Annotated in this window: 17 protein-coding genes, 1 tRNA gene and 1 pseudogene; 6 read left to right on the top strand and 13 right to left on the bottom strand. The window is 67.7% G+C overall.

Annotated elements, in window-relative coordinates; translation table 11 throughout:
- Positions 1-187 precede the first annotated feature (187 nt).
- Together ACFYW3_RS26005 and ACFYW3_RS26000 are read left to right on the top strand one after the other, a co-directional pair.
- Positions 188-261: transfer RNA gene (locus ACFYW3_RS26005), tRNA-Pro, on the top strand.
- A 197-nt stretch (positions 262-458) separates the two neighbouring features.
- Entirely contained in the window at positions 459-2,099 is a 1,641-nt protein-coding gene (locus ACFYW3_RS26000) for a PE-PGRS family protein (protein ID WP_389387490.1), read from the top strand.
- On the opposite strand, the gene ACFYW3_RS25995 is transcribed toward ACFYW3_RS26000, so the two are convergent.
- Together ACFYW3_RS25995 and ACFYW3_RS25990 are read right to left on the bottom strand one after the other, a co-directional pair.
- Positions 2,029-2,868, bottom strand: a complete 840-nt coding sequence (locus tag ACFYW3_RS25995) for a PE-PGRS family protein (RefSeq protein WP_389387489.1) — start codon at positions 2,866-2,868, stop codon at positions 2,029-2,031. The genes ACFYW3_RS26000 and ACFYW3_RS25995 overlap by 71 nt on opposite strands.
- Before the next feature lie 62 nt (positions 2,869-2,930).
- Entirely contained in the window at positions 2,931-3,635 is a 705-nt protein-coding gene (locus ACFYW3_RS25990; protein WP_389387488.1) for a restriction endonuclease, read from the bottom strand.
- A gap of 160 nt (positions 3,636-3,795) precedes the next feature.
- Between ACFYW3_RS25990 and ACFYW3_RS25985 the strand changes: the two genes are divergently transcribed.
- Together ACFYW3_RS25985 and ACFYW3_RS25980 are read left to right on the top strand one after the other, a co-directional pair.
- Entirely contained in the window at positions 3,796-4,710 is a 915-nt protein-coding gene (locus ACFYW3_RS25985) for a hypothetical protein (protein ID WP_389387487.1), read from the top strand.
- Between the two features lie 270 nt (positions 4,711-4,980).
- A complete protein-coding gene (locus tag ACFYW3_RS25980) occupies positions 4,981-5,724 on the top strand; it encodes a hypothetical protein (RefSeq protein WP_389387486.1) in 744 nt (247 codons plus the stop codon).
- Positions 5,725-6,004: 280 nt separating this feature from the next.
- Here the strand turns inward: ACFYW3_RS25980 and ACFYW3_RS25975 are convergent.
- The 3 genes and pseudogenes from ACFYW3_RS25975 to ACFYW3_RS25965 form a co-directional block, all read right to left on the bottom strand.
- Positions 6,005-7,240: pseudogene (locus tag ACFYW3_RS25975) on the bottom strand (LacI family DNA-binding transcriptional regulator).
- 15 nt (positions 7,241-7,255) lie between these two features.
- Positions 7,256-7,480, bottom strand: coding sequence for a hypothetical protein (locus ACFYW3_RS25970; RefSeq protein WP_389387485.1), 225 nt, complete (start codon positions 7,478-7,480; stop codon positions 7,256-7,258).
- A 677-nt stretch (positions 7,481-8,157) separates the two neighbouring features.
- Complete coding sequence (locus tag ACFYW3_RS25965) at positions 8,158-8,883, bottom strand: hypothetical protein (protein ID WP_389387484.1); 726 nt, start codon at positions 8,881-8,883, stop codon at positions 8,158-8,160.
- 140 nt (positions 8,884-9,023) lie between these two features.
- On the opposite strand from ACFYW3_RS25965, the gene ACFYW3_RS25960 reads away from it, so the two are divergent.
- Positions 9,024-9,146 (top strand): hypothetical protein, encoded by a 123-nt coding sequence (locus ACFYW3_RS25960; protein WP_389387483.1) that lies wholly within the window; start codon positions 9,024-9,026, stop codon positions 9,144-9,146.
- A gap of 634 nt (positions 9,147-9,780) precedes the next feature.
- Here ACFYW3_RS25960 and ACFYW3_RS25955 read toward each other — a convergent pair.
- Entirely contained in the window at positions 9,781-11,646 is a 1,866-nt protein-coding gene (locus tag ACFYW3_RS25955) for an ATP-dependent endonuclease (protein ID WP_389387482.1), read from the bottom strand.
- Between the two features lie 582 nt (positions 11,647-12,228).
- On the opposite strand from ACFYW3_RS25955, the gene ACFYW3_RS25950 reads away from it, so the two are divergent.
- Entirely contained in the window at positions 12,229-15,306 is a 3,078-nt protein-coding gene (locus ACFYW3_RS25950) for an N-6 DNA methylase (protein ID WP_389387481.1), read from the top strand.
- Between the two features lie 770 nt (positions 15,307-16,076).
- Here ACFYW3_RS25950 and ACFYW3_RS25945 read toward each other — a convergent pair.
- The 7 genes from ACFYW3_RS25945 to ACFYW3_RS25915 all read right to left on the bottom strand — a co-directional run bounded on the left by ACFYW3_RS25945 (position 16,077) and on the right by ACFYW3_RS25915 (position 23,427).
- Complete coding sequence (locus ACFYW3_RS25945; RefSeq protein ID WP_389387480.1) at positions 16,077-17,828, bottom strand: ABC transporter ATP-binding protein; 1,752 nt, start codon at positions 17,826-17,828, stop codon at positions 16,077-16,079.
- Position 17,829: 1 nt separating this feature from the next.
- On the bottom strand, positions 17,830-18,138 hold the full coding sequence (locus ACFYW3_RS25940; protein WP_351749493.1) for a hypothetical protein: 309 nt from the start codon (positions 18,136-18,138) through the stop codon (positions 17,830-17,832).
- Positions 18,139-18,212: 74 nt separating this feature from the next.
- Positions 18,213-19,196, bottom strand: a complete 984-nt coding sequence (locus ACFYW3_RS25935) for a hypothetical protein (protein ID WP_389387479.1) — start codon at positions 19,194-19,196, stop codon at positions 18,213-18,215.
- Entirely contained in the window at positions 19,193-19,852 is a 660-nt protein-coding gene (locus ACFYW3_RS25930) for a flavoprotein (protein ID WP_351749496.1), read from the bottom strand. Before ACFYW3_RS25930 ends, ACFYW3_RS25935 begins: the two co-directional genes overlap by 4 nt.
- Positions 19,845-20,828 carry an LLM class flavin-dependent oxidoreductase gene (locus tag ACFYW3_RS25925; protein WP_389387478.1) on the bottom strand — a complete coding sequence of 328 codons (984 nt, stop codon included), beginning with the start codon at positions 20,826-20,828 and terminating at the stop codon, positions 19,845-19,847. Before ACFYW3_RS25925 ends, ACFYW3_RS25930 begins: the two co-directional genes overlap by 8 nt.
- Positions 20,825-22,144 (bottom strand): M16 family metallopeptidase, encoded by a 1,320-nt coding sequence (locus ACFYW3_RS25920; RefSeq protein ID WP_389387477.1) that lies wholly within the window; start codon positions 22,142-22,144, stop codon positions 20,825-20,827. The genes ACFYW3_RS25925 and ACFYW3_RS25920 overlap by 4 nt, the downstream gene beginning before the upstream one ends.
- A complete protein-coding gene (locus ACFYW3_RS25915; RefSeq protein WP_389387476.1) occupies positions 22,141-23,427 on the bottom strand; it encodes a M16 family metallopeptidase in 1,287 nt (428 codons plus the stop codon). Before ACFYW3_RS25915 ends, ACFYW3_RS25920 begins: the two co-directional genes overlap by 4 nt.
- Positions 23,428-23,611: the final 184 nt, after the last annotated feature.

Raw genomic sequence — 23,611 nt, 5'->3', positions numbered from 1 at the left:
CCCGGCGTCCTCGCCGCCGTCGCGTTCCGCGCCCCGATCGTGGCCGCGATGGTGGGGGACCTGGTGGCGGCGTACCGCTCCGGACCTCCGCCCGGGCCGGACCTCCCGCGAAACCGGATTTCGTCTCCGGCCGACGGTCCGCTAAAGTAATCGATGTCGCCAGGCAGCAAGCCTGCAAGGCGGCGATCGGGGTGTAGCGCAGCTTGGCAGCGCGCTTCGTTCGGGACGAAGAGGTCGTGGGTTCAAATCCCGCCACCCCGACAGAGTAAGACCAGGTCAGGGGCCTGATCCGCATCGCGGATCAGGCCCTTCCTGCGTTTACGGACCTGTCTTGTGGAGCCATCGGGGAGCCGACCTCGAAATCCGGCTCCCACGGGGAGCCGGGCCGAGCGTCCGCCCGCCGGGGAAGCTCACCGTACGGCTTGTGCCGGCACGAGCCCCGACGGTACGACGATCACATGCACCGTTGGTCACCCCTCAACGATCGCCAGCTCGCCCTCCTGACCCGGATCGGGGAGGGCATCGAACCTGTCACGTCGGAGACCCCCGAACTCGCCCTCACAGCCCGAGCCCTGAAGGAACGGGGCCACATCGCCATGCCCAAGGAGGGCGGGAGATGGCAGGCAGAGATCACCGAGGTCGGGCGCTTCTACCTCCAGCACGGCCATCACCCCGACCGGCCTGACCCGGCACAACGGAAGACCCGCCCGGCGACGACGCCCAGACCCAAGAAGCTGGAATCCGACCCCGCCACCGAGCAGAAGGCCGCTGCCGAGCAGAAGCCCCCGGCACAACGCGTCGCTAGAACTCCACGGCCCTCTCCGGCCGACATCGGGCGGGCCCTGATCACCGAGGTACAACAGGCCGGCCGCTTCCTCCGAGTCCCCAACCCGGACGAGGCCACGCGGGCCCACTACCGGAGGGCATTCGACGCGGCTCGCCAGTGTGCGCCGGCCGGGTACCACCTGAAGTACAGCGGACGGACCAAGGGCGACTTCTTCCTGGGGCTGCTCCGGGTGACCGGCGAGGACGACACGGAGTGGAACCGGATCCGCCTGGCTCGCAGTCGTGTGATCACCGACGTGGACGACGTCCTCGCTGCCGTGACCGCGGACCACAGCGCCTTCGAGATCTCCGAGGGAGTCCTTCCTCGCGTGTTGTCCCTGCTCCGCCTCATCGCCGAGCAGGCCCTCCCCCTGCACGGGGAGATCGCCGTGTCCAAGAAGCGCAGGCAGGCGAGGCCACTGCTCACGATCCATGGCCGGACGTACGAGATCACTTTCAAGGAACGGCAGAAGCAGGTCCGGTACGTGCCAAGGCCTGAGGGCCGCCGCCGCACATACGACTGGCAGCGGGTCGTGCCGGCACAGCGGTTCGAGCCGTCCGGGGAACTGGAGATGGTCCTCGCCCAGCAACAGGGCTACCAGTACAGCTGGAAGAAGGAGTGGGCCGACACCGAGAAGAAGCCGCTTGAGGACCAGGTCGGTTCGGTACTCCGGGCGCTGAGAACCCGGGCTGATGAGCAGGAGCGGGCCCGGCTGGAGCGGGAGGCCGAACAGCGTCGCCAGCAGGACGAGCGGGAACGGCAGGCAGCTGAGAACCGCCGGCTGGAGGCCGAGCGGCAGGAACGCGCCCAGCGGGAGTGGGAGGCCGCAATCGGCGTGGCTTCGATCAAGGCGGTGGACGCCGCTCGGGCCGAGCATTTCGGCACGGCGCTTGAACAGTGGCGCGCCGCAGGGGAGATCCGGACCTTCTGCAACGCGCTGGACGAGGCCGCCGCCCAGACGCAGGACCCCTTCGAGGCCGAGCGGCTCCGGGAGTGGTCAGCGTGGGGCAGGGCGGAGGGCGACAGGCTGGACCCCACCCTGAACGGGAAGGGTCTCGGTGTCCGCAACTTCCACGCCGAGCCGACGGGGGACGAGTTGCGGCCGTTCCTCGACGGCTGGCACCCACACCGCCCAGAGAAGGTGAAGCCACCGGTGGAGCCCACACCGCCCAAGCCGGAGCCCGAACGGTGGCGTGACGGCTTCAGCGACGTACGTCGGGACCAAGGCTGGACATATGGACCCCAAGGCCGCGCTCAATGGTGGAGGCGATGACGCCGTGTCCACGGTCACGGAGCGCCTTCACGGCCTGCTCGACCAGTTCGCCAAGTCGCAGCACCTCGGCACGTAGGGCGACGAGTTCGTCGTAGCGCTCGGCCTTCTCCTCCCCGCACCACTCCCGAACCGTGCGCAGGGCGGCCGCCTCTGCATCCAGCTTCCGGTCGTCCCGGCGGTGGTACGAGTGCCAGGAGGGCCGGGCGCGCTCCTCGTCCACGGCCTGCTGCCGCCGGTCCACCTCCGGCAGGACCTCCTCGGCCAGCTGCTTGGCCACCTGTCGTGCAATCCGCTCGGCGACTGGCCAGCCGACCAGACAAAGGCCGTTGCGGTCCTCGTGGACCATGGCGTCGCCGCGAAGCTCGGCGGGGTCCATGCCGACCAGCGGCGCCGTCTCGTCGATGTGGCCGAGCTCCAGCACACCCGCGTCTGCCACCGCCTTGCGCAGACGCAGCCGCCCCTTGGGGCGGACGAAGCCCAGGATCATCCGGGCCGCCTCGAACTCGGCGCTCCCCCGTACCTCCCTCGACGCCTCGACCAAGGCGAGCTCCGCCGTGTCATCCGCACGGAAGGCGTCTACATCAGCCCAGAGCGCGACCAGACAGCCCGCGCTGACCCACTCCTGCAGTCCGGCCTCATCACCGTCCAGGAACCGCACGTGGATCCCTGACCTGCCGGAGGCGCCCACCCGGACGATCTCCACCTGGCGCAGGGCGCCGCCCAGTTCCTTCGGCTTGGCCCGATAGGCCCAGCACTCCCCGATCTCCATGCCTCCATTGAGCCAGGTCGACGACGCCGCCGGATGCCCATCAACAAGATCTCGCCGTTCCGCTACTCGTACGTCTCCTTCCAGCGGGCTCGGTGTTGACGATCTCCCTGGCCGGAGCCGTTGACCTCTCCCAGGGATGGGAGTGCGGCTCCGTTGTTCCAGAGGCCGAGGTGGTCACGGTGAACGGCGAGGACACCGTTCTGGACGGCGCAGCGCTCGGCGGGACCGCTGAAGTATGTAGTGGTCACGAAGATGGCGACATCGGCGCCGAAGTGGACTTGGGAGCCCAGGAGGTTGCGGACCTCGCTATTGGAGATCTTCCGCTTCGGCGTGTACCGCTTGCACTGGATGACCATGGTCCGGCCATCGGGCAGTCGTCCTCGTACATCGGCCCCGTCGTCGTGGCTGCGGCCGACCCGGCGGACGTCCGTGCAGCCGTCCCGCCGGCACAGGTCAGCCACGAAGTCCTCGAACTGCGGGCCTTCCATGGCATCGACCTCTGCGAGCGTCCGGTGGCCCGCCATGACCGCGTTCTGATGGCGCCACCGCCGGTCGTTGCCCCGGATGAGCCGGTCCGTCTTCCACAGCCACCAGCCGCCACCGGCCATCGCGCCGAAGACCACGACCCCGACGACGTAGGGCCAGATCACCGACCAGAACAGCAGGAGCAGCGCCACCACGGCGAGACCGGCCGTCGCTCCCGCCTTGAGCCGAGCCTCTCGGCGCTTGCGCGCGGCAGACCGTCGCCGCTTCTTACGAGCTGCCACCCCGTGCCCTCCCCCCTGTTTCTGGGCACCAGTCTGGGCAGGCAGACGCATGTCAGTAAGAGCGCCCGTTGGCCATGGCTCGTTCCCGGCCCAGCACTCGCCCGCTACTTCGGAAATTCAGCTGCGGAGCATCCGTAACGCAGAGGAACATCGTTCCCCTATGAATGAGATCCGAGTCGACGCCGTCTACCAGGCGTCCAGCGAGCGGACCATCGGCCGCATGTGCGACATCGATCCCGCCCTTGCGGCTGGGCCTCTGACGACTACGGTGGGCGATTTCGATGTCGTGCTCGCATTCCCAAAGTTCGAAGGCCGACTCCCCGCCCAGGGGTACCCCGGTTGGTCGGGCGACGACAGTGCGCCGGTGGCGCTGAGCCCGACGTACTTCACTGCACACACCGTGTTCGCGCTTACCCCCGGCCTTGATGAGCCAGTCGTCCAGACACAGCTGAAGGCCGCGATAGCAGCCATCAGATTCGCTGCTGCACGCCTGTCTGACGCTCTACGGGTCGAACAGCCGAGCGTGGGCATGGTGGGCCATATCCCGAAGGTTCTTTCACTCACAGCGACGGACGTCACTCAGGGTCTCAAACTGACGGTGCCTGAACCGCTCAATCCCGCATACCCCATGGTCGTGGGCCTACCCGTGCTCACCCTCGATGCGGCCACGAACGCACTGCGCAACGGTGTCTCACCGCCACGAGCACTGCTCTCGCAGGCGCGATACCTGACGCAGTCGACCAACAGCCCACAGCCAGGCACGGCGATCCTGCTGGCCGCAGTAGCGGCCGAGACCTACGCCAAAGAGTCACTCAAGTCTTGCCGGCCGCCCGGCTCCACACCCAGCCTGCGGTCACTCCAACAGAAACACGGCAGTGCCATCGATCTCTATGGCCCGATCGCGAAAGAAGTGATCGGCCGGTCCCTCGAACACGACGATCCCACGCTCTGGTCGGACCTCGGCAAGCTCTTCAGCACGCGAAACAAGATGGCTCATCGGCTTACGACGCCGACACATCCCGATGCAAGAAATCTGGTCGTCGCTGCCATGCAAGCCATGGACTGGCTTGGCTAAGGTCCCCGACTGGCCATCGAGACTCCGCCGCCCATGCGCGACAAGCGCGCCCGCCGTCATGACTGGGGGTGGAGGTCAGTAGAAAAACAAACAGGGAATCCGACGACATACATCGGAGGATAAGTGGACTTCAGCTGGGCGAACCTCCTGCCAATCGCCTCACCAGCAATCGCTTTAACATCAGTTTTCTTCGTGCGACGCTCCAGTCAGACTGCGCGGAGGGCCCTCAACCTCGCGCATAGGACGGGACAGACCTCGTACGAGTCCGCCATGGCTGATCGCATGCCACCAGTCAGCCTGTTCTTGACTGAGATCGAATATCGAAGAGCCACCGCCCGTGACCTGGGGGGCCTCATCGGCGCGGAAGCGCGCAGATGGGCTGCCGACCAGGAAGCAGATAGCCTCGAAGTCGTAGTCCAGGGTCGACTGGTGAATAATCTTCCCCACGAGATGCTCGTCACCTGCCGTGACCATTCCAATTCCGGCAGGTCTGTATGGTATGCGTATCGCAATCAGTCGGCCTTTATCGTCAACGACACCGAAGTAGAGCTAGGCCAATTGGTGCTATCTGCGGAGCAAGAAACCACGTTCACATGGATCGATCGCAGACCTAAGAGCGACTGGATCAGCATCTACAAGCTGCACACGCTGAATCGTCTCAACGATCCAGAACTTGGAATCCCTCGCCTGTCATTGCTTGATACCGTCCAGACCCTATTCCGCCGCGCACCTCGCGACTGGGTGAGGCGAAACAAGATCAAGCGTTCTGGGTTCCAAATCATCTGCGAGCCTCGAACCGCGCAGCGGATCGCCACCGTATGGGAAGCCGAGGTCATCAAGGCGCCGGTCGAGATAGCCGGGCGTGACGAGATTGACCGACTCATCTTTGATGACTGGATCGGAATGATCTCAGGCCCCCTCGATGACCGAGTCCTCCACTATCGTGTCAGGTTCGATCCCACCCTGGCATTGATCAACATGCCCAAGCATCGCCGACTGGCAGGCCGCTTCTAAATCCGCTGTGGACTATCCGTGGACGAGTGGCATCCAGCCGACCTCCGAAGGGGCCCTGGGCTGCGCCGCCAATTGGGAGCGAAGGGGACCCCGGAGCCATGTGTCGGCAGCACCGGAACCCGTGTTCAGGGCAGGCCTGAGCCGTCTCTGGACCTTCGGAGGGGCCGGTGGTCGCCAGCCAACGACCAACGATGGCCCCTCGGATGCTCGTTCAGATGGAGGCCGTTGAGGGGCCGTCTGGTGGGACGTAGGGGTCGCGACTTCCACTTCCCTGGGACAGCTACCGGGCTGCCTCACGTGCGCGAAGTAGCCCGTCGAGCACTCGCACCGGAGAGCGAGGGCTCCTCCCCAGACGGGCGGCGAGCGCTGCCTCCCACTGCCGGGTGAGGCCAGCGAGCAGGCGCTGGCGCATGCCTGGAGTCACGTGGGCGTAGCGGGCGGAGACCGAGCCGTCGATGTGGCCCATGCGCTCGTCCATGAGGACCTTCTCCGTGCCGAGGTCCTCCATGTGGGTGCGGTGGGAATGGCGTAGGCCGTGCGGGGTGAGGCCCCTGGCGATAGCCGTCCAGCAGGCGTCGGCGCGACCCTGGGCGTTGCGACCCCTGACCGGTATGCCCGGGAACGGGTCGCCGAGGAGCGGAACGGGACGGGGCTCCTGCGGCGCCTTCTTCGGGTACCAGCCCGTCGTCGCCGGGTGGAAGAGCCAGGTGGCGAATCCGTTGCGGCGCCAGTGGGCGGCGTGTTCCGAGGGCGCACCGCCGCGTACGAAGCCCAGCTCGGCGATGGCGAGTTCGACGCGGGTACGGGTGGCCTCGCGCACGCGGTCGGGGTGGTTCAGGACGTTGGACACCGTGCCCGTGGAGACGCCGGCGCGGCGGGCTACGTCGACCAGCTTCGCGCCCTGGTGGCCTCCGGTGCGGGCGGTGCCCTGGCCTTGGAAGACGTACGTCCTGCCATGGCACGGGCACGGCTTGGGCTTGGTACGGGCGACGTGGTCGGCCACGAGAGCCGAGAGCCAGTCGGGGGCGTCGATGGTGCGGTAGCTGTCGTCCTTGGGCGGGCAGCGGACCATCGCACCCGAGTCGAGCTCGTACAGCTGCCACTCGACTCGGACCGAGCCCCGGCGGGCGAACTCGGTTTCCAGGTCAACGATTTCGCCCCAACGCATGCCGGTGTACGCCTTGAGGATCACCGCGACGAACTCGTCGTCCCGGGCCGGACAGCAGGGCAGCCCGCTCGGCGATCAGGAGGGCGCCGAGCGCGTCCGTGACGACCTTCTCACGATCGGCGGAGCGGCCGGCCCGCTTGCCCCTCCCCCGGCGCTTGGCGGCAGGGTTCGCGTCGATGAGCCCTCGTCCACGGCGTCGGCGAGGATGAGGTGGAGCGTGGCCCGCCAGGTCTTGGCGCTGGAGGCGGCGTGGGAGGCACGTTCCTTCTTCTCCCACAGCGCGACGTCGGTACGGAGGATGCCAGCGAGGGCCTTGTCCTCGAAGTCGGGGAGCAAGTGTTCCTCGATGTGGCGCCGGTAGTTCTACATGGTGGACGCTGCCAGGTCCTGGGCGTCATACCAGCGGCTCGCGTACTCGCCGAACGTCTCCTGGCCCAGTGACGGGTCACGTACATCGCCGCGCCGGAAGCCGATCTCCGCCTCGTCGGCGGCCCGCTTGGCCTCTCGCTTGGTGGCGAACTTGATTGTCGCTCCCCCCTGATCGTCGCCGTACGCCCGGGCGACATTTGGATAGCGTGTTGAGGGCAACCAACCCCTCACGAGTCTGAATCTCGCATCTCCCACACGCGCCCGCCAGAGCAAGACGTAGGACCAGGCCACATCGCCGGTCGGGTCCTTCACCGTTCCGTATTTGCAGTTGCCCTCCGCTGTGGCTTCGAAGCTAGCGGCCGTTGAGGACGACGCGGCACACGCCACAGAACATGGCAGCGTCTCGCCCGTACCTGCGCATTAGCTGGCCGCACTCGGCGCATGGTCCGAGCTCCCAAGGTGGGCAGCCCAGCGCGGCAGAGGCAGCGGTCCGTTCGACGGCAGTGATCAGCATCGGGTTCCCGGACCGCTGCGCTGGCATTCGGGGGAGGGTGAAGCCGCCGGTGGGCTGGCCGAGATCCCGGATGGGCCGGGCGTCGCTGACGAACCAGCCCTCCTCGCCAGCCCGACATGTCCGGCCGCAGCACTGGCTCCTGCTCAGCGAAGGTGATCTCGTCGTCGCCCTCCTGCACGGGGCATCAGAGAGAGGCTCCTTCTCACCGATCAGCTCCCGCCACCGCTCACAATCAGCCGACGGCACCCACATGTGCCGTCCAGCCCGGCCGCTGCCGCGGTTGGGGACGTACACCGGCACGCTCTCCCCCCATGGCACTCTCCAGCACGAGGTCTTCGAGGTGGACCGCCTTCTTCTCCGGCTCGCACAACGCAGGCACGAACTAGTCGGAGTGAACCGCGCCACAATGACTGGCGCCGTTGGGCAGCAGGCAGTGCCGGTCGCTGCTGGGCACGCACTTCCACACCCGGAGATAGCGGTACCCGCCGCGGATCACCATCTCCTTGCCTCCGGCTATCTCCTTCCACGGCATGTCGTCTACGCGGGCCCAGGGCGCGCGGTCGATCAAGGAGGCTGTGCGGTCCCTGGCCACCCACAGGGGCGTGATGTCGTGCTGCACGGCGTTGACCGAGCGGCAGTGCACGCTGCTGGGGCTGAGGTGGTGGTACCGGATCTCCCAGCCGACCCGTATGCCACCAGGGCCGGTGACGAGGGCGTCGGAGATGCTCCGCCGGTTTGCCGTTGGCACCTCCGCTTCGGCGCCCAGGCCGCAGCGCGAGGCGGTCTCGACGACACGCCCCTTCGTGGCCTTGTGCTGCTCACTCTCCGCCGGTGTCGCCTTGTGCGTGATCGGCAGGTGCGAGGCGACGAGTGGCCGCAGGCCTCCGACGCGGCCTCGGCGGATGAACATCCACGGAGACTTGCCGCCCGTCTCCGACAGGCATTCGCGCCCGTCGTGATGAGCGAGGCATTCGAGCAGGTGCGGACTACGGTCTGCGACGCTCGAGGTGATCTCCCGCAACAGATCGGGACGCCCCGGATGACCGAGGTCGGGTAGGGACAGATTGATCTCTATGCCATATCCGGTGTGCCACACGCCATTGGCCATCCGTCCACGATAGGAGCGACCACTGACACTCCAACAGATTGCGTCTTCAAGGTCGTTGACTTAACTGGAGCCGAGCCGGCGCCCAGGCCATCCTGCTGAAAGCCGAATAGGTCACGGCCGAACAGGTCTGCCACCACTACGTGAGCCGAGAGCCGGTCATAGGCTGGATACGAGGCACCAGAGGCCAGCCGGGCGACAAGGTCCTCTATCTCTTCGACGGCGGGCGCCTGGACGCAGCCCAGCGCCAACAGATCGCGCTGTAAGCGGATGAGCTCCATGGCTACGACCTCCACGGCGACGAAAGGTCCCAGGCCTCACCATCCCCCGCCTCGCGCGCGAATCGCCGCAGGCACCTCTCGCGCGATTGAGGGTGCGCAGGTCTGATCCGGCAGGCTCCAGCCAGGAGCAGCTGGAAGGACCAGCACCAGGAGGCCAGCGCCTCCGGCAGTCCTGGGCTCCTATGGGTGCAGGCCGAGGGACGTGCAAAACAGAGCCAAGATGCTCCGACAGCGACGCACGCCTCCCCACACGCCACGCAGGCTGTAGCGATGCGGCATCCATCAGACCGGACGCCGAGCTCAGGAGTGGCCATGGCATTTCTTCCGGTTTAGCGTGAAATAAACCACCTGGAATTAGGGGTGATGTCAGTGCCATAGGGAAGAATCTCTTTACGGGGAGGGAGACTCATGACTGACGAGCAAAATGCCGTTGACCAGCGCATTCCTGCTCCGGGCGGCTGCCGCTGGTGCGGGATAGAGGCACGGGAGCACGCGCAGCGGTGGAAGCCACCAGTGGGGTGGCATAAGTGGGAGCCTCCGACATTGGAGCAGCGAAAGGACCGCATGCTCGCACGGCGGCTACGCAAGATCGGCGAGGCCAGGGCGGCGCTACGCGCTGTTAACCTGAGGCCAGCTTTCTGACCTCACTAAAGATCTCCCGCAACTGTGCAGGGACCTGATCCGGGCAGGTCAGCGTACTCACCAGCCCGAACATCATGTCGGGCTTGCCGCTGGGCCCATTGGGACTGCCCTGCCGAAGCATGTTCAGCACCTCCTTGCTGAACTTCTTGCCGGGACGTTGCGCGGCGAAGTCACTCGCTGCCCATGCCTCGTGCTTCGGCCAAAGGTCATTGGCGGCTGCGGCCCACAGGTCGTCTGCGAACAGCTCTTCGAGTTCGTTGAACGAATCCGGTTCACCCACAAAGCGGACCATGTCGTCGACGGCACTGCCGAAGAACTGTTGGAGGCGGGCGTCCTTGAAGAGCCCCTTCGGCAGGGTTCGACTGTCAGCGTCCACCATGAGCATCACGGATCGACTGTGGTCGACCAGATAGCGGGCCAGATGCAGCGCCCCCTCATTGTTGAAGCACGCCCACAGGGCAACGCCGGCCGACTGCAAGGACTGGCCCTCGGACAACCAGAACAACGCGGGTACCACTCGTTGCTCAGTTTCGCCCTCGACGGCCAGGAAGCAGCGTTCGTGCAGGAGTACGGAGTTGCGCAGGCCCACTGCCGCTGCGATGCGCCCGAGGTGGCCGTCGATCTCGTCGTGGGCGTCGGCCCCCAACCGCTCTATCAGCGTCCGCCCGTCTTCCAGCCGCAAGTGAACGACATCAGCGATGTCCACGCCATCGATCAGGTTCATAGAGTGGGTTGCCACGATGACATTCACATGAGGCAGTGCACTCTGGTCCCGGATTAGCTGCATGATCTTGCGCTGGTGGCCATAGTCGAGGTGAGTGTCTGGCTCGTCATAGATCACGATCGTCTGCACCGGCGGTGGGGCATCCTCGGCAGAGGCAGGCTCGGAGGTGTGATCGACATCGCCGAGCTCTTCACGCGCGAGCAGCTGGCTGTTCCACTCCCAAATCGCGAGAGAGATGCGGCGCCCGCTACCCAGGCCAGAACGGTCCAGACCGACAGCTTGCCCCTTGGTGCGAGCAATGCGCAGCGGAGTGCCTCGGAGGCTGTGGGAGAAGGAGACCTCGGGCTCAACATACACCTCGGCCAGGTCGTCGCAGCGGCTCTGGATGTGCTCGCACAGGGATTTGGCGTCGCCCTGGAGGCGCTCTTTGATTCCGTCCTCGATGGACTGCAGGCTCCCCTGCAGCGTGGGGTCTGCTATGTGGGCCTGAAAGCGCCCCATCAGTGCCGTCTTGACGGCGCCATCAGGATCGGCCGTCTTCCCATCGAACGGCATCAGCCGAGGCAGCCTGCGATCCATGCTCTTTGGGGCAGGCACCCACGCCGCCGTGGAGGCGTGGGCCATGCCGTACTTACGCAGCGCTGGCTCGATGTCTCCGCGCTTGATTGAAGTCAGTTCGGGAAGAAGTTCCTTGGCTAGCGCCCTGACCTCGGCAAGGGACAGCTGGGAAGTGTCGCGCAGCCGCTCATCGTCCGCGAGTGGCGCCCAGCACTCCAGTACAGGGGCCTCGTCAACCGCAGCCCGCCGCCGTACACGCAGCTCCTCAGGGAGACCGAACTTCTCCTGCTCCCAAGAGTCGAGGGCGAACAGCCCTTCCACCCACGTAGTCGAACACCGCGACAGAGATGCAGCATCCTCGGCCTCAGCACAAGGAGCCTGCTCGTACGTGCGGTCGTCGTCGGTCAACTGTTCGTTGCCTACAAGGAACGCGAGCGCGGAGAGCACGGCGCTCTTACCACCGTCATTCTGGCCGGCGAGGATGGTCGGCGTGCTCACCGGGATGTCGCGTACGTCCTTTAGGGACCGGAATCCACACACGGTGAAGCTGTGCATGTGCACTGTTCTCAGCCGCCCCGTTCCGTTGCGCCGAGGGCAGCCACAAGCTGCCGTAGCGTCTCACCACAGCCATTTACCTGGGGAGCAGATTTCCCCGACGCATCATCTTATGTCCTACGGAGATGGCTCGTTGAAGTCGCGATGGATCTGACTGGATCAGACCGATCCAGGTGGGCGCGAGCCTGCAGAGTCACCCTGCGGAACCTGTGCACGCGAGGTCCAGCAGCGCAGCCCATGCCCTGGCCAGATCGACGCCCGGCGGGGCGGCACATCCAGGTCAATGGCTCTGACACCCGAGTGCCGGAAGGCCACCCGACCGGGAAGTCAGCCGGGGCCTTCTCCGTAGCGTGGTCTCAGTTACCGTCTGCTGCGCTCCGGTACCGACAGGCGGAACTCACACCGCGTCGAACAGCTGATCATTTTGGGCGGCTGCGGCAGAATGTAGCCAGTTTCCGGGTTCCCCGCCGCGTCCCACCCTAGACGTCTGCGGTCTCGGCACAGGGAAGGAGTAACGCGCCCCCTGACTGGCCCTGAGCATCGACGCTCCTACGACACCGAGAAGAGTCGATGCCCTAACGGGCAAGCATGGCGCGTCCACCGCAGATGACCACACCTCCGCAGACCAACCTTGAGAAGGTGCTGGCGCGGCTCATCGACCGCAAGCCGATGCGCTCCGAGGCGACGCTCCAAGCCGATGTTCGTCAGTTGCTGCTCGATGGCGGGCTCAATCTCGAAGAGAACGACCTGAGCGTCGACCTGGAGGCCCAGGTCGGCGATGGCCGGCGCATTGATGTCGAGATCGGCTTCACGGCCATCGAGACGAAGAAGGACCTGCGGAGCGCCGCGATCCTCAAGGACGCCGTAAAGCAGCTCGGCGGATACGTCCGCACCCGTACGGAACAGGTCGGCCAGCGGTACGTCGGCATCCTTACGGACGGGACCGACTGGCGCGCCTACAGCCTGTCCGGCCAGGAGCTGGTCCAGGTCAGCCGCTTCGAGGTGAAGCAGAAGACTCCCCCGAATGACCTGCTGAGGTGGCTGGAGGACGTACTCGCCACGTCAGAGGGCATCCGCCCGACGCCCGACGCGATCGAGAGCCGTCTGGGCGCGGAGAGTGTGTCGCACAAACTCGACCGGGCCTCCCTGACCGCCCTCTACGCGGAGCACAAGGACCTGCCCACGGTGAAGCTCAAGCGTGAGCTGTGGGCCAGCCTTCTGCACAGTGCGCTGGGTGCCCAATTCGATGACAGCGACGATCTTTTTATCGAGCACACGCTGCTGGTGAACAGCGCCGAGATCATTGCGCACCTCGTGCTTGGCATCGACGTCACCGATATCCAGCCCGCCACACTCATGCTTGGACAGCGCTTCGAGCAAGCGCAGATCTACGGTGTCGTCGAGTCCGACTTCTTCGGTTGGGTCATGGAGGTACCCGGTGGCGAGGGGTTCGTGCGCACGGTTGCCCGCCGACTCACCCGCTTCGACTGGGGCAAGGTCGAGCACGACGTCCTCAAGGTGCTGTACGAGTCGGTCATCTCTGCAGAGACACGGAAGCAGCAGGGTGAGTACTACACTCCAGACTGGCTCGCCGAGAAGGTCGTCGCCGACACGGTGACGGACCCGCTGAACCAGCGGGTCCTGGATCCCTCGTGTGGATCCGGCACGTTCCTGTTCCATTCCGCGCGCCGGTACCTGGAAGCAGCCGAGGCCGCGGGGCGGCCCCTCCGCGAGACGCTGATCGACATCACAGATCACGTGGCGGGCATCGACCTTCACCCTGTCGCCGTTGCCCTCGCCCGCGTGACGTACTTGCTGGCCATCGGTCGAGACAGGCTGATGTCGGACAAGCGGGGCCCCATAAGGGTTCCCGTCTATCTCGGCGACAGTGTCCAGTGGGAGCAACGCACGGACCTGCTGGACCACGGCCATCTGGTGATCCGAACCGGCACTGGCGGCCAGCTGTTTGAAAATGAGCTCCGCTTCTCTGAGGACCTCCTCAAAGACGCCGGCCGGTTCGACACCATCGTCAACGAGCTGGCTGACAAGGCAGTACGCCGTGCCCCGGGAAGCACGCCCTCCTTGGCCACCCTCTTCAACAGACTGGCCATCTCCGCGAAGGACGACCAGGACGAGCTCACCGCGAACTTCAAGCTGCTCTGCCAGCTAGTAGACGAGGGCCGCAACCACATCTGGTCGTACTACGTACGCAACCTCGCACGCCCGATGTGGCTCGCGCGGGTGGAGAACCGAGTCGACGTACTCATCGGAAACCCGCCGTGGCTGTCCTACCGCCACATGCCAAGCGAGATGCAGGACCGCTTCAAGGCGATGTCTCAGTCGCGCGGCCTGTGGCGCGGTGATGAAGTGGCAACGCATCAGGACCTGTCGGGCTTGTTCATCGCCCGCGCCATGCAGCAGTACCTCGCTGAGGGCGGCAAATTCGCGTTCGTGGTGCCCAACCCCGTCCTGGACCGCCCGTACTGGACGGGGTTCCGAGCCGGCGACTACCCGGATCCAAACGGCTCTGTGAAGGTCGCGTTCTCTGGCTCGTGGGACCTGCGTCGGCTGCGCCCCCATTTCTTCCCGCGGGGGAGTGCAGTCATCTTCGGGACTCGTATGAAGGTGGGCATCGGTGCAGCGGCCATCGACAACGACCCCATCCCGCTGCCCAAGAACACCGAGCGTTGGACGGGAAAGCTACCCGGAGCAGGGGTGACCTGGGAGGTCGCCGAGAAGTGGATCACTCGAGAGCCTGCGGAAGTCCATTACGTACGCGAGGGGCTGATCTCCTCGCCGTACAAGGATCGATTCTGGCAGGGCGCCACGATCGTGCCGCGTGTGCTCTATTTCGTGGAAACGCAGCAGACCGGCCCACTGGGCCTTGGCGGTGGCCGCGTTGCAGTCCGGTCTGAGCGCAGCAGTACCGAGAAGAAGCCGTGGAGGGACCTCCCTGATCAGGAAGGGGTCGTGGAGACCGAATTCGTTCGCCCTGTCCTCCTGGGAGAGAGCGTCCTTCCATACCGACTGCTGGCGCCGAGGAAGGCCGTACTGCCCATCGAAGGAGCCAAAACCCTTCTCCATGGCGAGCACCCTCGCCTGGACCTGTACCCGGATCTGGCGAACTGGTGGCGTGCCGCAGAGGAACAGTGGATGGCTCACCGCAGTAGCGAGCGGCTGACACTCATTGAACGCCTGGCATTTCACCGGGGCATGTCAATGCAGCTTCCCGCCACCCCCCTGCGCGTTGTCTACGGCAAGTCCGGCATGCATGTCTCCGCAGCGCTGGTGGATGACCCGAACGCGGTCATCGACCATGTTCTGTACTGGGGCACGGTCGCCAGTCGCGAGGAGGGCATGTATCTATGCGCCATCCTCAACACTCCGGCCCTGACTGAGGTTGTCCGTCCGCTCATGTCCTACGGCAAGGACGAGCGTCACATCGACAAGGCTGTATGGCAGCTCCCCATCCCAGAGTTCGACCCGCTCAACGCGATACACAACCGCCTGGTGGCCCTCGGAGCAGCACAGGCCGAACACATCGCGGAACTGGTCCTCGATGAGTCCAAGGGCTACGTGAAGCTTCGCCAGGTCATCCGCTCCGTTCTTGCCGATTCTCCGGAGGCGGAAGAGCTCGACCAGCTGGTCCGCCTTCTGCTGGAATAGCAGGTGCTCTGGTCGGCCCAGGCCTCGAGAACGGCCCGGACCAGAGAGCGGTCGCCAGTCGTCGGTGTCACGCACCTTCCCGGGTTCTGCGTTCTGCCCAGAGCCTGTGCACACGCCTCGGCGAAGCGGACGCGAACGATCACGAGTCGGCTGGCATCGGCTACTGGGAGCCGACTGGGAGCCCATTTGCTCCCCGAGGCCCCTTGAGACTGCCCCAGACCATCCGAGGCCAGGGGGCTGACCAGGGGAAACTTCGCTCGTGCCGGTGGGGATCTTGGGTGGACCTCGTTCGGGACGAAGAGGTCGTGGGTTCAAATCCCGCCACCCCGACAGCTGAAACACCAGGTGAGAGCCGGTGCAGGGAAACCTGCACCGGCTCTTTCTGCGTCTGAGTGACTAACTGAGTGACTACGGGTTCGGCGCGGCCCTGAAGATCTCGTCCATGGCCGTGGCCCCCGGCCTGGATCACGGGCCGCTCCGTCCCCGGCGCGGAGGAGAAGACAGACCCTTTCTCAGCCCACGGATCGCCGGCGGCGAGCCGGTGCCGCCCCTGCTCGGGGTACGCCGCTCTGGTCGCGGCGGCCGGGCACGTCCCGGTCGTGCTCAGGTGCCCTTCCGGAGCCCGGCGCGGACGAGGTCGTCCTCGCGTCGGAGACCCACGACGTCGCCACCGACAGCGTCGACTCCGAGAACCTCGTCCGTGGCGACCACTGGAAACAGTGGCTCACCACCGACTGAGCATCCGAAGGCTGCCCCCACTGCCCCACTGCCTACGAGGCGGAGGCCAGGGACTGGCTGGTGACCAGCTCCCGGTAGGGGGCGCACTCGTCCATGAGGGCGCCGTGAGTCCCCGCATCCACCGCCGCTCCGGCGGCGAGCATGATGACGTGGTCGGCGTTCTGCACGGTCGAGAGACGATGGGTGACGACCAGGACGGCCCGGGTCGCGGCGATGTCGTCCACGACCTGGCGGAAGCGCTCCTCGTTGATGCTGTCCATCTGGGAAGTGGGCTCGTCCATCAGGACGATCTCGGCGTCGGTGAGCAGGACGCGGGCGAGGGCCAAGCGCTGCCGCTGCCCGCCGGAAAGGTCGTTCCCCCGGCCCAGCACGGTGTCCAGGCCGTCCGGCAGCGCCTCGATGTCCTCCCGCAGGCCCACGGCGGCCAAGGCCTCGGCCAGTTCGGGGTCGGAGGCCGGACGACCGCACCCGAGCTGAAGGTTGTCGCGGACCGAGCCCTCCAGCAGGGTGAACTGCTGGTCCACGTACGCGACGCGGCGGCGCAGATCGTCGAGGGGCCAGTCCCCCACGGGGTGTCCGAGGACGGATATCCGGCCCGCGTCCGCGTGCACAAAGCGGTCGATGAGGTTGAGGGCTGTCGTCTTTCCCGCTCCGGAGGGCCCCACGAAGGCTGTCAGGCCGGTGCGCGGCGCGCTGAATCCGAGCCCGTCGAGGGTCGTCGTACCGGCGTAGGAGAACGACACCGAGTCGAAGACGACTGCCGGTGCACCTGGTACCGGCTCGGGGCGGGGCGTTCCCGGGGACCTGTCGTCCGATTCCTGTGGCAGGGAGAGCAACTCCTCGAAGCGCACCCGGGCGGCGAGCCCGGCCTGCAGGCGGCCGATCCCGGTGGCGACCACCGTGACCGGCCCGACCAGCTGCAGGAGGTAGAGCAGGAACGCCGCGAAGTCCGGGGCGGACAGCTTGCCGTCGGCCATCCGGGCGCCGCCGCCGATGATCACCGAGACCAGGGCGACCTGCTGCCCCAGCCCCATGACGGGAGAGATGAACGACTGGAGCCGGGCTCCGACCATGGAGGTCGAGGTGAGCTGCCGGGCGTCCTCACCCAACCGGTCGGCTGCACCCCGCTCGAAGCGGTAGGCCTTGATGGTGGTGAGCGCCGACAGGTAGGTGGTGAAGCGCTGGGCGAGTTCGCCCATGGCGCCCTGCTGTTCGACGACGTTGCGCTTGACGCGCACCAGGACGAACCCGATGGCAATGCCGGCGACGGCGAAAGACGCGATGCTGATGAGCACCAGCGCCCAGTCCAGGAACGCCATGACCACCAGGGTGGCGACGACCGTCAGAACGGCGAGGGGCAACTGTACGACTCCCACGTCGATGACTGCCCGCAGCAGGATGGCGTCCGAGGTGATCCGGGCCACGAGGTTGCCGATGCCCTGGACCCGGAGGGTGGCCATGGGGAGCCGCAGCGCGTGCGCCATGACACGGCGGCGCAGTCGCAGGATCATGTGCTCACCGACCCTGGCCAGGAGATAGCCCGAGACCGACAGCGTCACCGCTGCGGCGAGCGCCGCACCCGCCATCCACAGAATGGGGCGGACGATGGGTTCGTCCTGGGCGAACGCGTCGAAGACCTCCTTGACGATCAGCGGCACGGCCAGGGTGCCGGCCGTCGAGGCCAGGGCCAGCAGCAACGCCACGGCGAGCATGCCCCGGCCCGAGGCGAGGATGTCGGCACCGATGCGGATGTGTGCCCGAGGCCGGTTCCTGGACCGCGGCACCTCAGCGCTCCGCCGCGAGCGTGACCAGAGCGACCGCCTCGCCGAGGCCAAGACTCGGAACGGCCTGGCGAAGCTTCTTGATGGTGCGGGCGCTGGTGTCGCCGGCAGGGACGCCGGCTTCGTCGAGGTACCGGCGTGCCCAGCGGATCTTGATGTCGGTGTCGCTGTGTCGGTACTCGTCCAGCAGGGACAGGGCGCGGCGCAGCCCGGGGGCTTCGGACGCGTCCGCGGTGGAGGCGGCCTGCTCGATGGCAGCCCGCACAGGGTCGAGGTCGTGGAGGACGACAAGGTTGATGCCATGGGTTTTCACAGGAGGTTCCTTCGGGAGGTGGGTGACGAGGACAGGGGGCAGCGGGTGGGGTGACGTGTGGGCCGGCCGCCGGCTCAGACGCCACCGTCGAGTGCGGCCAGCCCGTCGGTGTCGATGTAGCGGATCGCGGTCCGCGCGTAGAGTTCCAGCTCCGGGTGCCAGCCCACGTATGAGGCGAAGTCGTGGGCGTGGGTGAGCATGCGCAGAGTCGCCGCCCGCCCCGCGACGAGCGGGTCGACGGGGGCGCCGTAGCCGGCGAGCAGCGCCTTCGGCAGCTCGGAGAGGATCGGCCGTGGCACGAGGCGATGGACGGCGGTCATCCGCAGTTCCAGCAACTCGCCGAGCAACCAGCCGAGATCGAACCCGGCCGGACCGAGGGCCAGTTCCTCCCCGATGAGCAGGGCGCCGGCGGTCGGAGGCGGGGCGCCCCCGTCGGTGAGTCCCTCCTCGTCCGCGGAGTGCCGGGCCGGCCCCGCCGGGAGCACGAGGGACCCGGTGCTCGGCGCACCGTGCAGGAGCATCGCGTCCGGACCGGGACGGGCGAGGTCGCTGCACCAGTTGCGGACCGCGGCCCAGCGTGTCGCGCCGACGCCGTCACGCAGCAGGCCGTGCATCCGGGCGGCGGCGCGGGGGCCGTGCCCGCCGTCCATCCAGGCGGCCAAGCGGGCCGGTCCGACAGGGCCTGCGGTGGCACTGCCGGGAGGTGCGGGGTGGGAGTGCAGCAGCCTGAGCACCTTGCCAACGGACCGGAAGACCTCGGCCAGGCGCACGCTGTCGGCCGGTGAGGGCTCCGACCACAGCACCTTCGCTGCCGTGGTCGAGCCCGGGACCGCGTAGCGCAGTTCGTTCCCGGACACGGTCGGCAGGTTGAGGGTGAGGAGGCCCGGGCGGGCCAGGGACGCCACATGGCTCCGGGCCGCGGCGGACGGCGCGGTGAGGGGCGTCGGCCGGTCCAGGCCGGCGCCGCGCGTCCACAGGAACGTGCCCTCGCCGAGCCTGTGGATCGTCGTGCGCTGGAATCCGGTCGCGAACATGTCGACGAGGACGGGCTCTGTCACGGGTTCGGCTCCGTCCGCTCGCTCCGTGCCGTGCCTTCCGTGGCGACCCCGGTGTCCGTGGCCCCGCCCGTGGCGGCGGCCCGCAGCCGCTCCGCGGCCAGCAGGACCTCGGGAAGCGGCGCGGCGGTCGCCGCATCGGGCTTGCCGGTGGTGATGCTCACCCCGGGGTGGGGCGGGACGACGTGGACGTTGGCTCGCCGTTCGAGGGCCGCCATGTGGGACTCCCACGCGGCCGAGGCCAGGGCTCCGGGCGGCAGGGCCGGAGCCAGCACGATGGGGGCGCGCGTGCACTGCAGCGCGAGCAGTACCGGGGTGTCCGCCACTCCGAGCGCCAGGCGGCTGGTGAAGTGGAACGTGGCGGGATGCACGATGACGGTGTCCGCCCACTCGGCCATCTCGACGTGGGCCGCGGACTCCACGGGTTCCTCGGTCCAGGAGTCGAGCTGCGGAGTGTGCCCGGCGAACACCGAGAGCGCGGTCGGCGTGACGAACTTGGTCGCGGAACGGGTGATGACGGTGCGTACGGCCAGTTCGGGGTAGGCGGCGCGGAGCCAGTGCACCCACATGGGCATGAACATCACCCCGAGGGAGCCCGTACCCACGTAGAGCAGCCGGCGGGCGGTGAACGGCGGTGCCGCGGTGGGGTTCTCACGCATGGCGGCCGTCCACCGCGGCGAGGATCTGCTGCATGTCCGTCATGGCCGCTCCCATGCCGAGGGCGGTGTAGACGCCGCAGACATTGAGGATGACCTCGCCCACACCCGCCGCCCGGTACCGGTCGAGGCCGTCCGCGATCTCGTCGGGGGTGCCGGCGACGAACGTGCCGGAGGAGACGAGGAGCGCCGCGCCGCCCTTGGTGTCCGCCGGGTCGGCCGGGACGCCCGCCTGGCGCAGCATGTCGGTGTAGTGCGGGCTGCCCAGGTGGGCGTAGGCCGCGGAGTGGGCTATGGCCTCGATGTCGCGGCCGGGGCGCCGGACCGCCACGTGGACAACGGTCGCCACACGGGGAACGGGGCGCTCGGCCTGCGCCGCCCCCTGTTCCAGCGCGGGGACGAGTGCCTCCTCGATGAACCGTGGTGGAGTCAGCCAGGTGACGGCGACATCGGCGACCCGGCCCGCCGCGCGGGCCATGGCCGGGCGCAGGACCCCGAGCCCCAGCTCGACCGGAGGCGTGTCCATGACCGGCAGTGCTCCGTGCGTGCTGTGCTCCAGCCCGTCGCTGTCGGCCCCGCTTCGGCTCTCGATCAGTTCCCGCATCGTGGTGAGGTACTGGCCGCTGACGGTGACGGGCTTCGGCATGGGGGCGGTACGGACCATGCGCTGGAACGCCTCCCCGCCCGGGCCGATGCCCGCCACGAACGGCAGCCCGGACAGTTGGGCGACGGAACGGGCCTGCACCGCCGCGTCGTACGGATGACGGAGACCCGCCAGGGCTACCGAGGTACCGAAGGGGATGCGCATTCCCGCTCCCGCGAGCGCGGCGAAGACGTGGTGCGTCTCGACGCCCAGGGACTGCCCCAGCCACAGACGTCCCGAGCCGCGTCGCTGGAGCAGTTGGGCAAAGGGGATGACCTGTGCGACCTGAGTGGGCTGGACGGGAAAGACGATGCTCGTGGTGTGCGGGGAGATCACAGGAAGCTCTCCGTCTCGAAGGGGGTGGGGGAATCTCCGATGACGACCCCGTGGAAGTCGTCGGGATCGAAGAAGCGGCCGGCCGCGGCGGCCACGTCGGCCTCGGTCACCGCGGTGAAGTCGTCCAGGATGCGGCTGATGCGCTCGGGTTCCTGCCCGGTGGCCAGGGCGAGCATCAGGCTGCTCGCCCAGCCCTGTTGGGAGGAGGCCGCCAGCGCGGTCATCCCGGTGACGTACCGGCGGGCCGCCTCGATCTCGGCCGAGGTCGGCGGTTGCGTGCGCATGCGCCGCAGTTGCGCCCGCAGGTGGTCGAGGGTCCTGTCACCGTGCTCCGTGGCGGTGTCGGCCTCCACCGCCAGGACCAGTTGGTCGAGGTGGTCCCGGAAGACCGACTCGCACCGGTAGGCCAGCCCGTGCCGTTCGCGGACCTCCGCGACCAGGCGCGAGGAGAAGTACCCGCCGAAGACGATGTTGGCCAACGTCAGGGCCGCGAAGCCGGGGTCGGTGCGGGCGAGTCCCGGGCGGACCAGGCGGATCTGGGTCTGTGCCGCCCCCGGTCGGGGCACCCGGGCGATGGTGCGGGCGCGCGGCTGCGGCAGCAGAGGACCTCCCGTCGTCTCCCACGTCGTCGTGCCGGCCGCCTTCCACTCCGCGAAGGCCCGGATCACCTGCTCCACGGCCGGGTCGGGATCGAAATCGCCCACCAGGATCAGCACCGCCCGGTCGGGCCGTACGCACTGGCGGTGGGCCAGGCGTACCTGTTCGTGGCCGACCGCGGCGAGGTCGGCCTCGCGCGGCACGTCCTGCATCTGCGGCAGCGGCCCGTAGAGGTGTTCCACCAGCGCCTCGGAGGCGATGAGTTGGGGCTGCGCACGCGTGGCGGCGAGTTGCCCTCGGGCGCGCACCGTGACCGCGCGGACCACGTCGTCGGTGAAACGGGGGCGCACCAGGGATCGTGCCAGGACGTCCAGTTGCAGAGGAAGGAGCGAGCTGGGGCCGGAGCCGGCGACGCCGAGCCACCGCGCGGAGCGGGTGGCTGTCAGGAGGCTTCCGGATGCGGCCGGACGGTCGTCGGCCGGGCCCTGCTCCCCGGCCGCGGTGTGCCCCAGCAGCGATGCGGCCAACACTTCCTGGACGGCCACATCGGCGAACGACTCCACGTGGAGCGGGATCGCCAGTCGCAGCTCCGTCATGGGGGTGGAGGCATGGCGGGCGGCGATGACGCGCAGGCCGTTCTCCAGGCGTACGTCGGCCAGCGGGGGCAGGACGACCGGGACGGGGGGACCGATCGGGGGGAGCACGCTGTTGCGGTTCACCGGTGGACTCCCGTGGGCGTGATGAGGGACAGCACGGCGCGCCTGCCTCTCGCGAGGTGCGCCGCGGCGGAGCGGATGTCGTCGGCGCTGACGGCCGCGAGTCGTGGGGCCAGGGTGTCGACGAGTTCCGGGGCTCCGAAGAGCAGCTCGAAGGTGCCGAGCGCGCGGGTCCGTACGCCGAGGTTGTCGAACCCTCGCCACGTTCCGGCGGAGGCCAGTGCCCTGCCCTCCTCGAGTTCCGGCCCGGTGGGGCCGTTCGCCGCCAGCTCGGCGATCTCGGTGTCGAGGACGTCGAGGACCGTGTCGACGGGTGTGGTGCGCGGGTGCATGGCCAGGACCACCAGGGTCTCGGGGGACCGGGCGCGCAGCGGGCCGAACAGTCCGCAACTGCTGCTGACGTCCGTCATGAGCCCGCTCCGGTGGGCCGTGTGCCGTTTGAGGCGGGCGGAGTCCCGTCCGGTGAGCATCTGGGTCAGCACCATGTGACTCAGGTACCGGGGCAGCGAAGTCGCCGGATCGGGCAGGCGGTAGCCGAGAGCAGTGGCGGCGAGCACGGCGTGCGGGTCACGGTGTTCGCCCCGCACCTCCCCGGCCGGCTCAGGCTCGTCGAGGAACGGAGGCGCGGGGCGGGGGCGGGCCGGGATGCCGCCGAAGTGACGGTCCGCGAGGTCCAGGGCCTGCCGCGGATCGACGTTCCCGCAGATGGTCAGGACCGCGTTGGCCGGGGTGTAGTACGTCTCGTGGAACGCCTGACACTCCTCCAGCGAGGCGGCCTCCAGGTCGCCGAACGAGCCGTAGCCGTTGTGGGCGTTGCGGAACTCCCGATAGAGGACCCCGGGCAGCACGGTCCACGGGAATCCGCCGTAGGGCTTGTCCGTGACCGACTGCCGGATCTCCTCCTTGACCACGGCGATCTGGGTGCGCAGCGTCTCCTCGGTGAGGCGCAGAGCCCTCATCCGGTCGGCTTCCAGGAACAGCAGCCGGTCCAGCGCCGATGCGGGCAGCACCTGGTAGAAATCGGTGTAGTCCTGGTGGGTGGAGCCGTTGGCGGTCCCGCCCGAGGCTTGGACGTGGCGGAAGTGATCGGCCGGTCCGACGTGTTCGCTGCCCTGGAACATCACGTGCTCGAAGAGGTGCGCGAATCCGCTCCGGCCCGGAAGTTCGGACCGGAATCCGACGTCGTAGTGGACGGCGACGCCTACTGACGGCAGGCCGGGCAACGGCTGCACCACGAGGCGCAGGCCGTTGGACAGTGTTGAGCGGATCACTGGGGCGCGGGACATGTCGGCACTCTAGGAATGCGCGGCGGGGGCAAAGTAATGTCATCCGGCGCATTACTTTGCCCTGGAGAAGGACACATGGCCGACCGCGGTGCGGTGGGCGAATTGCCGTACGGACATGGCGCCTTCACGGGAAAGTTATTCCGATACTTTGCCCTTGCCGAGATCCGTTCGAAGTACCTACCGT

The sequence above is a fragment of the Streptomyces sp. NPDC002602 genome (assembly GCF_042889445.1).
Taxonomy (GTDB): domain Bacteria; phylum Actinomycetota; class Actinomycetes; order Streptomycetales; family Streptomycetaceae; genus Streptomyces.
The sequence above is the reverse complement of the archived record's forward strand: the minus strand, read 5'-3'. Positions and strand labels throughout refer to the sequence as shown.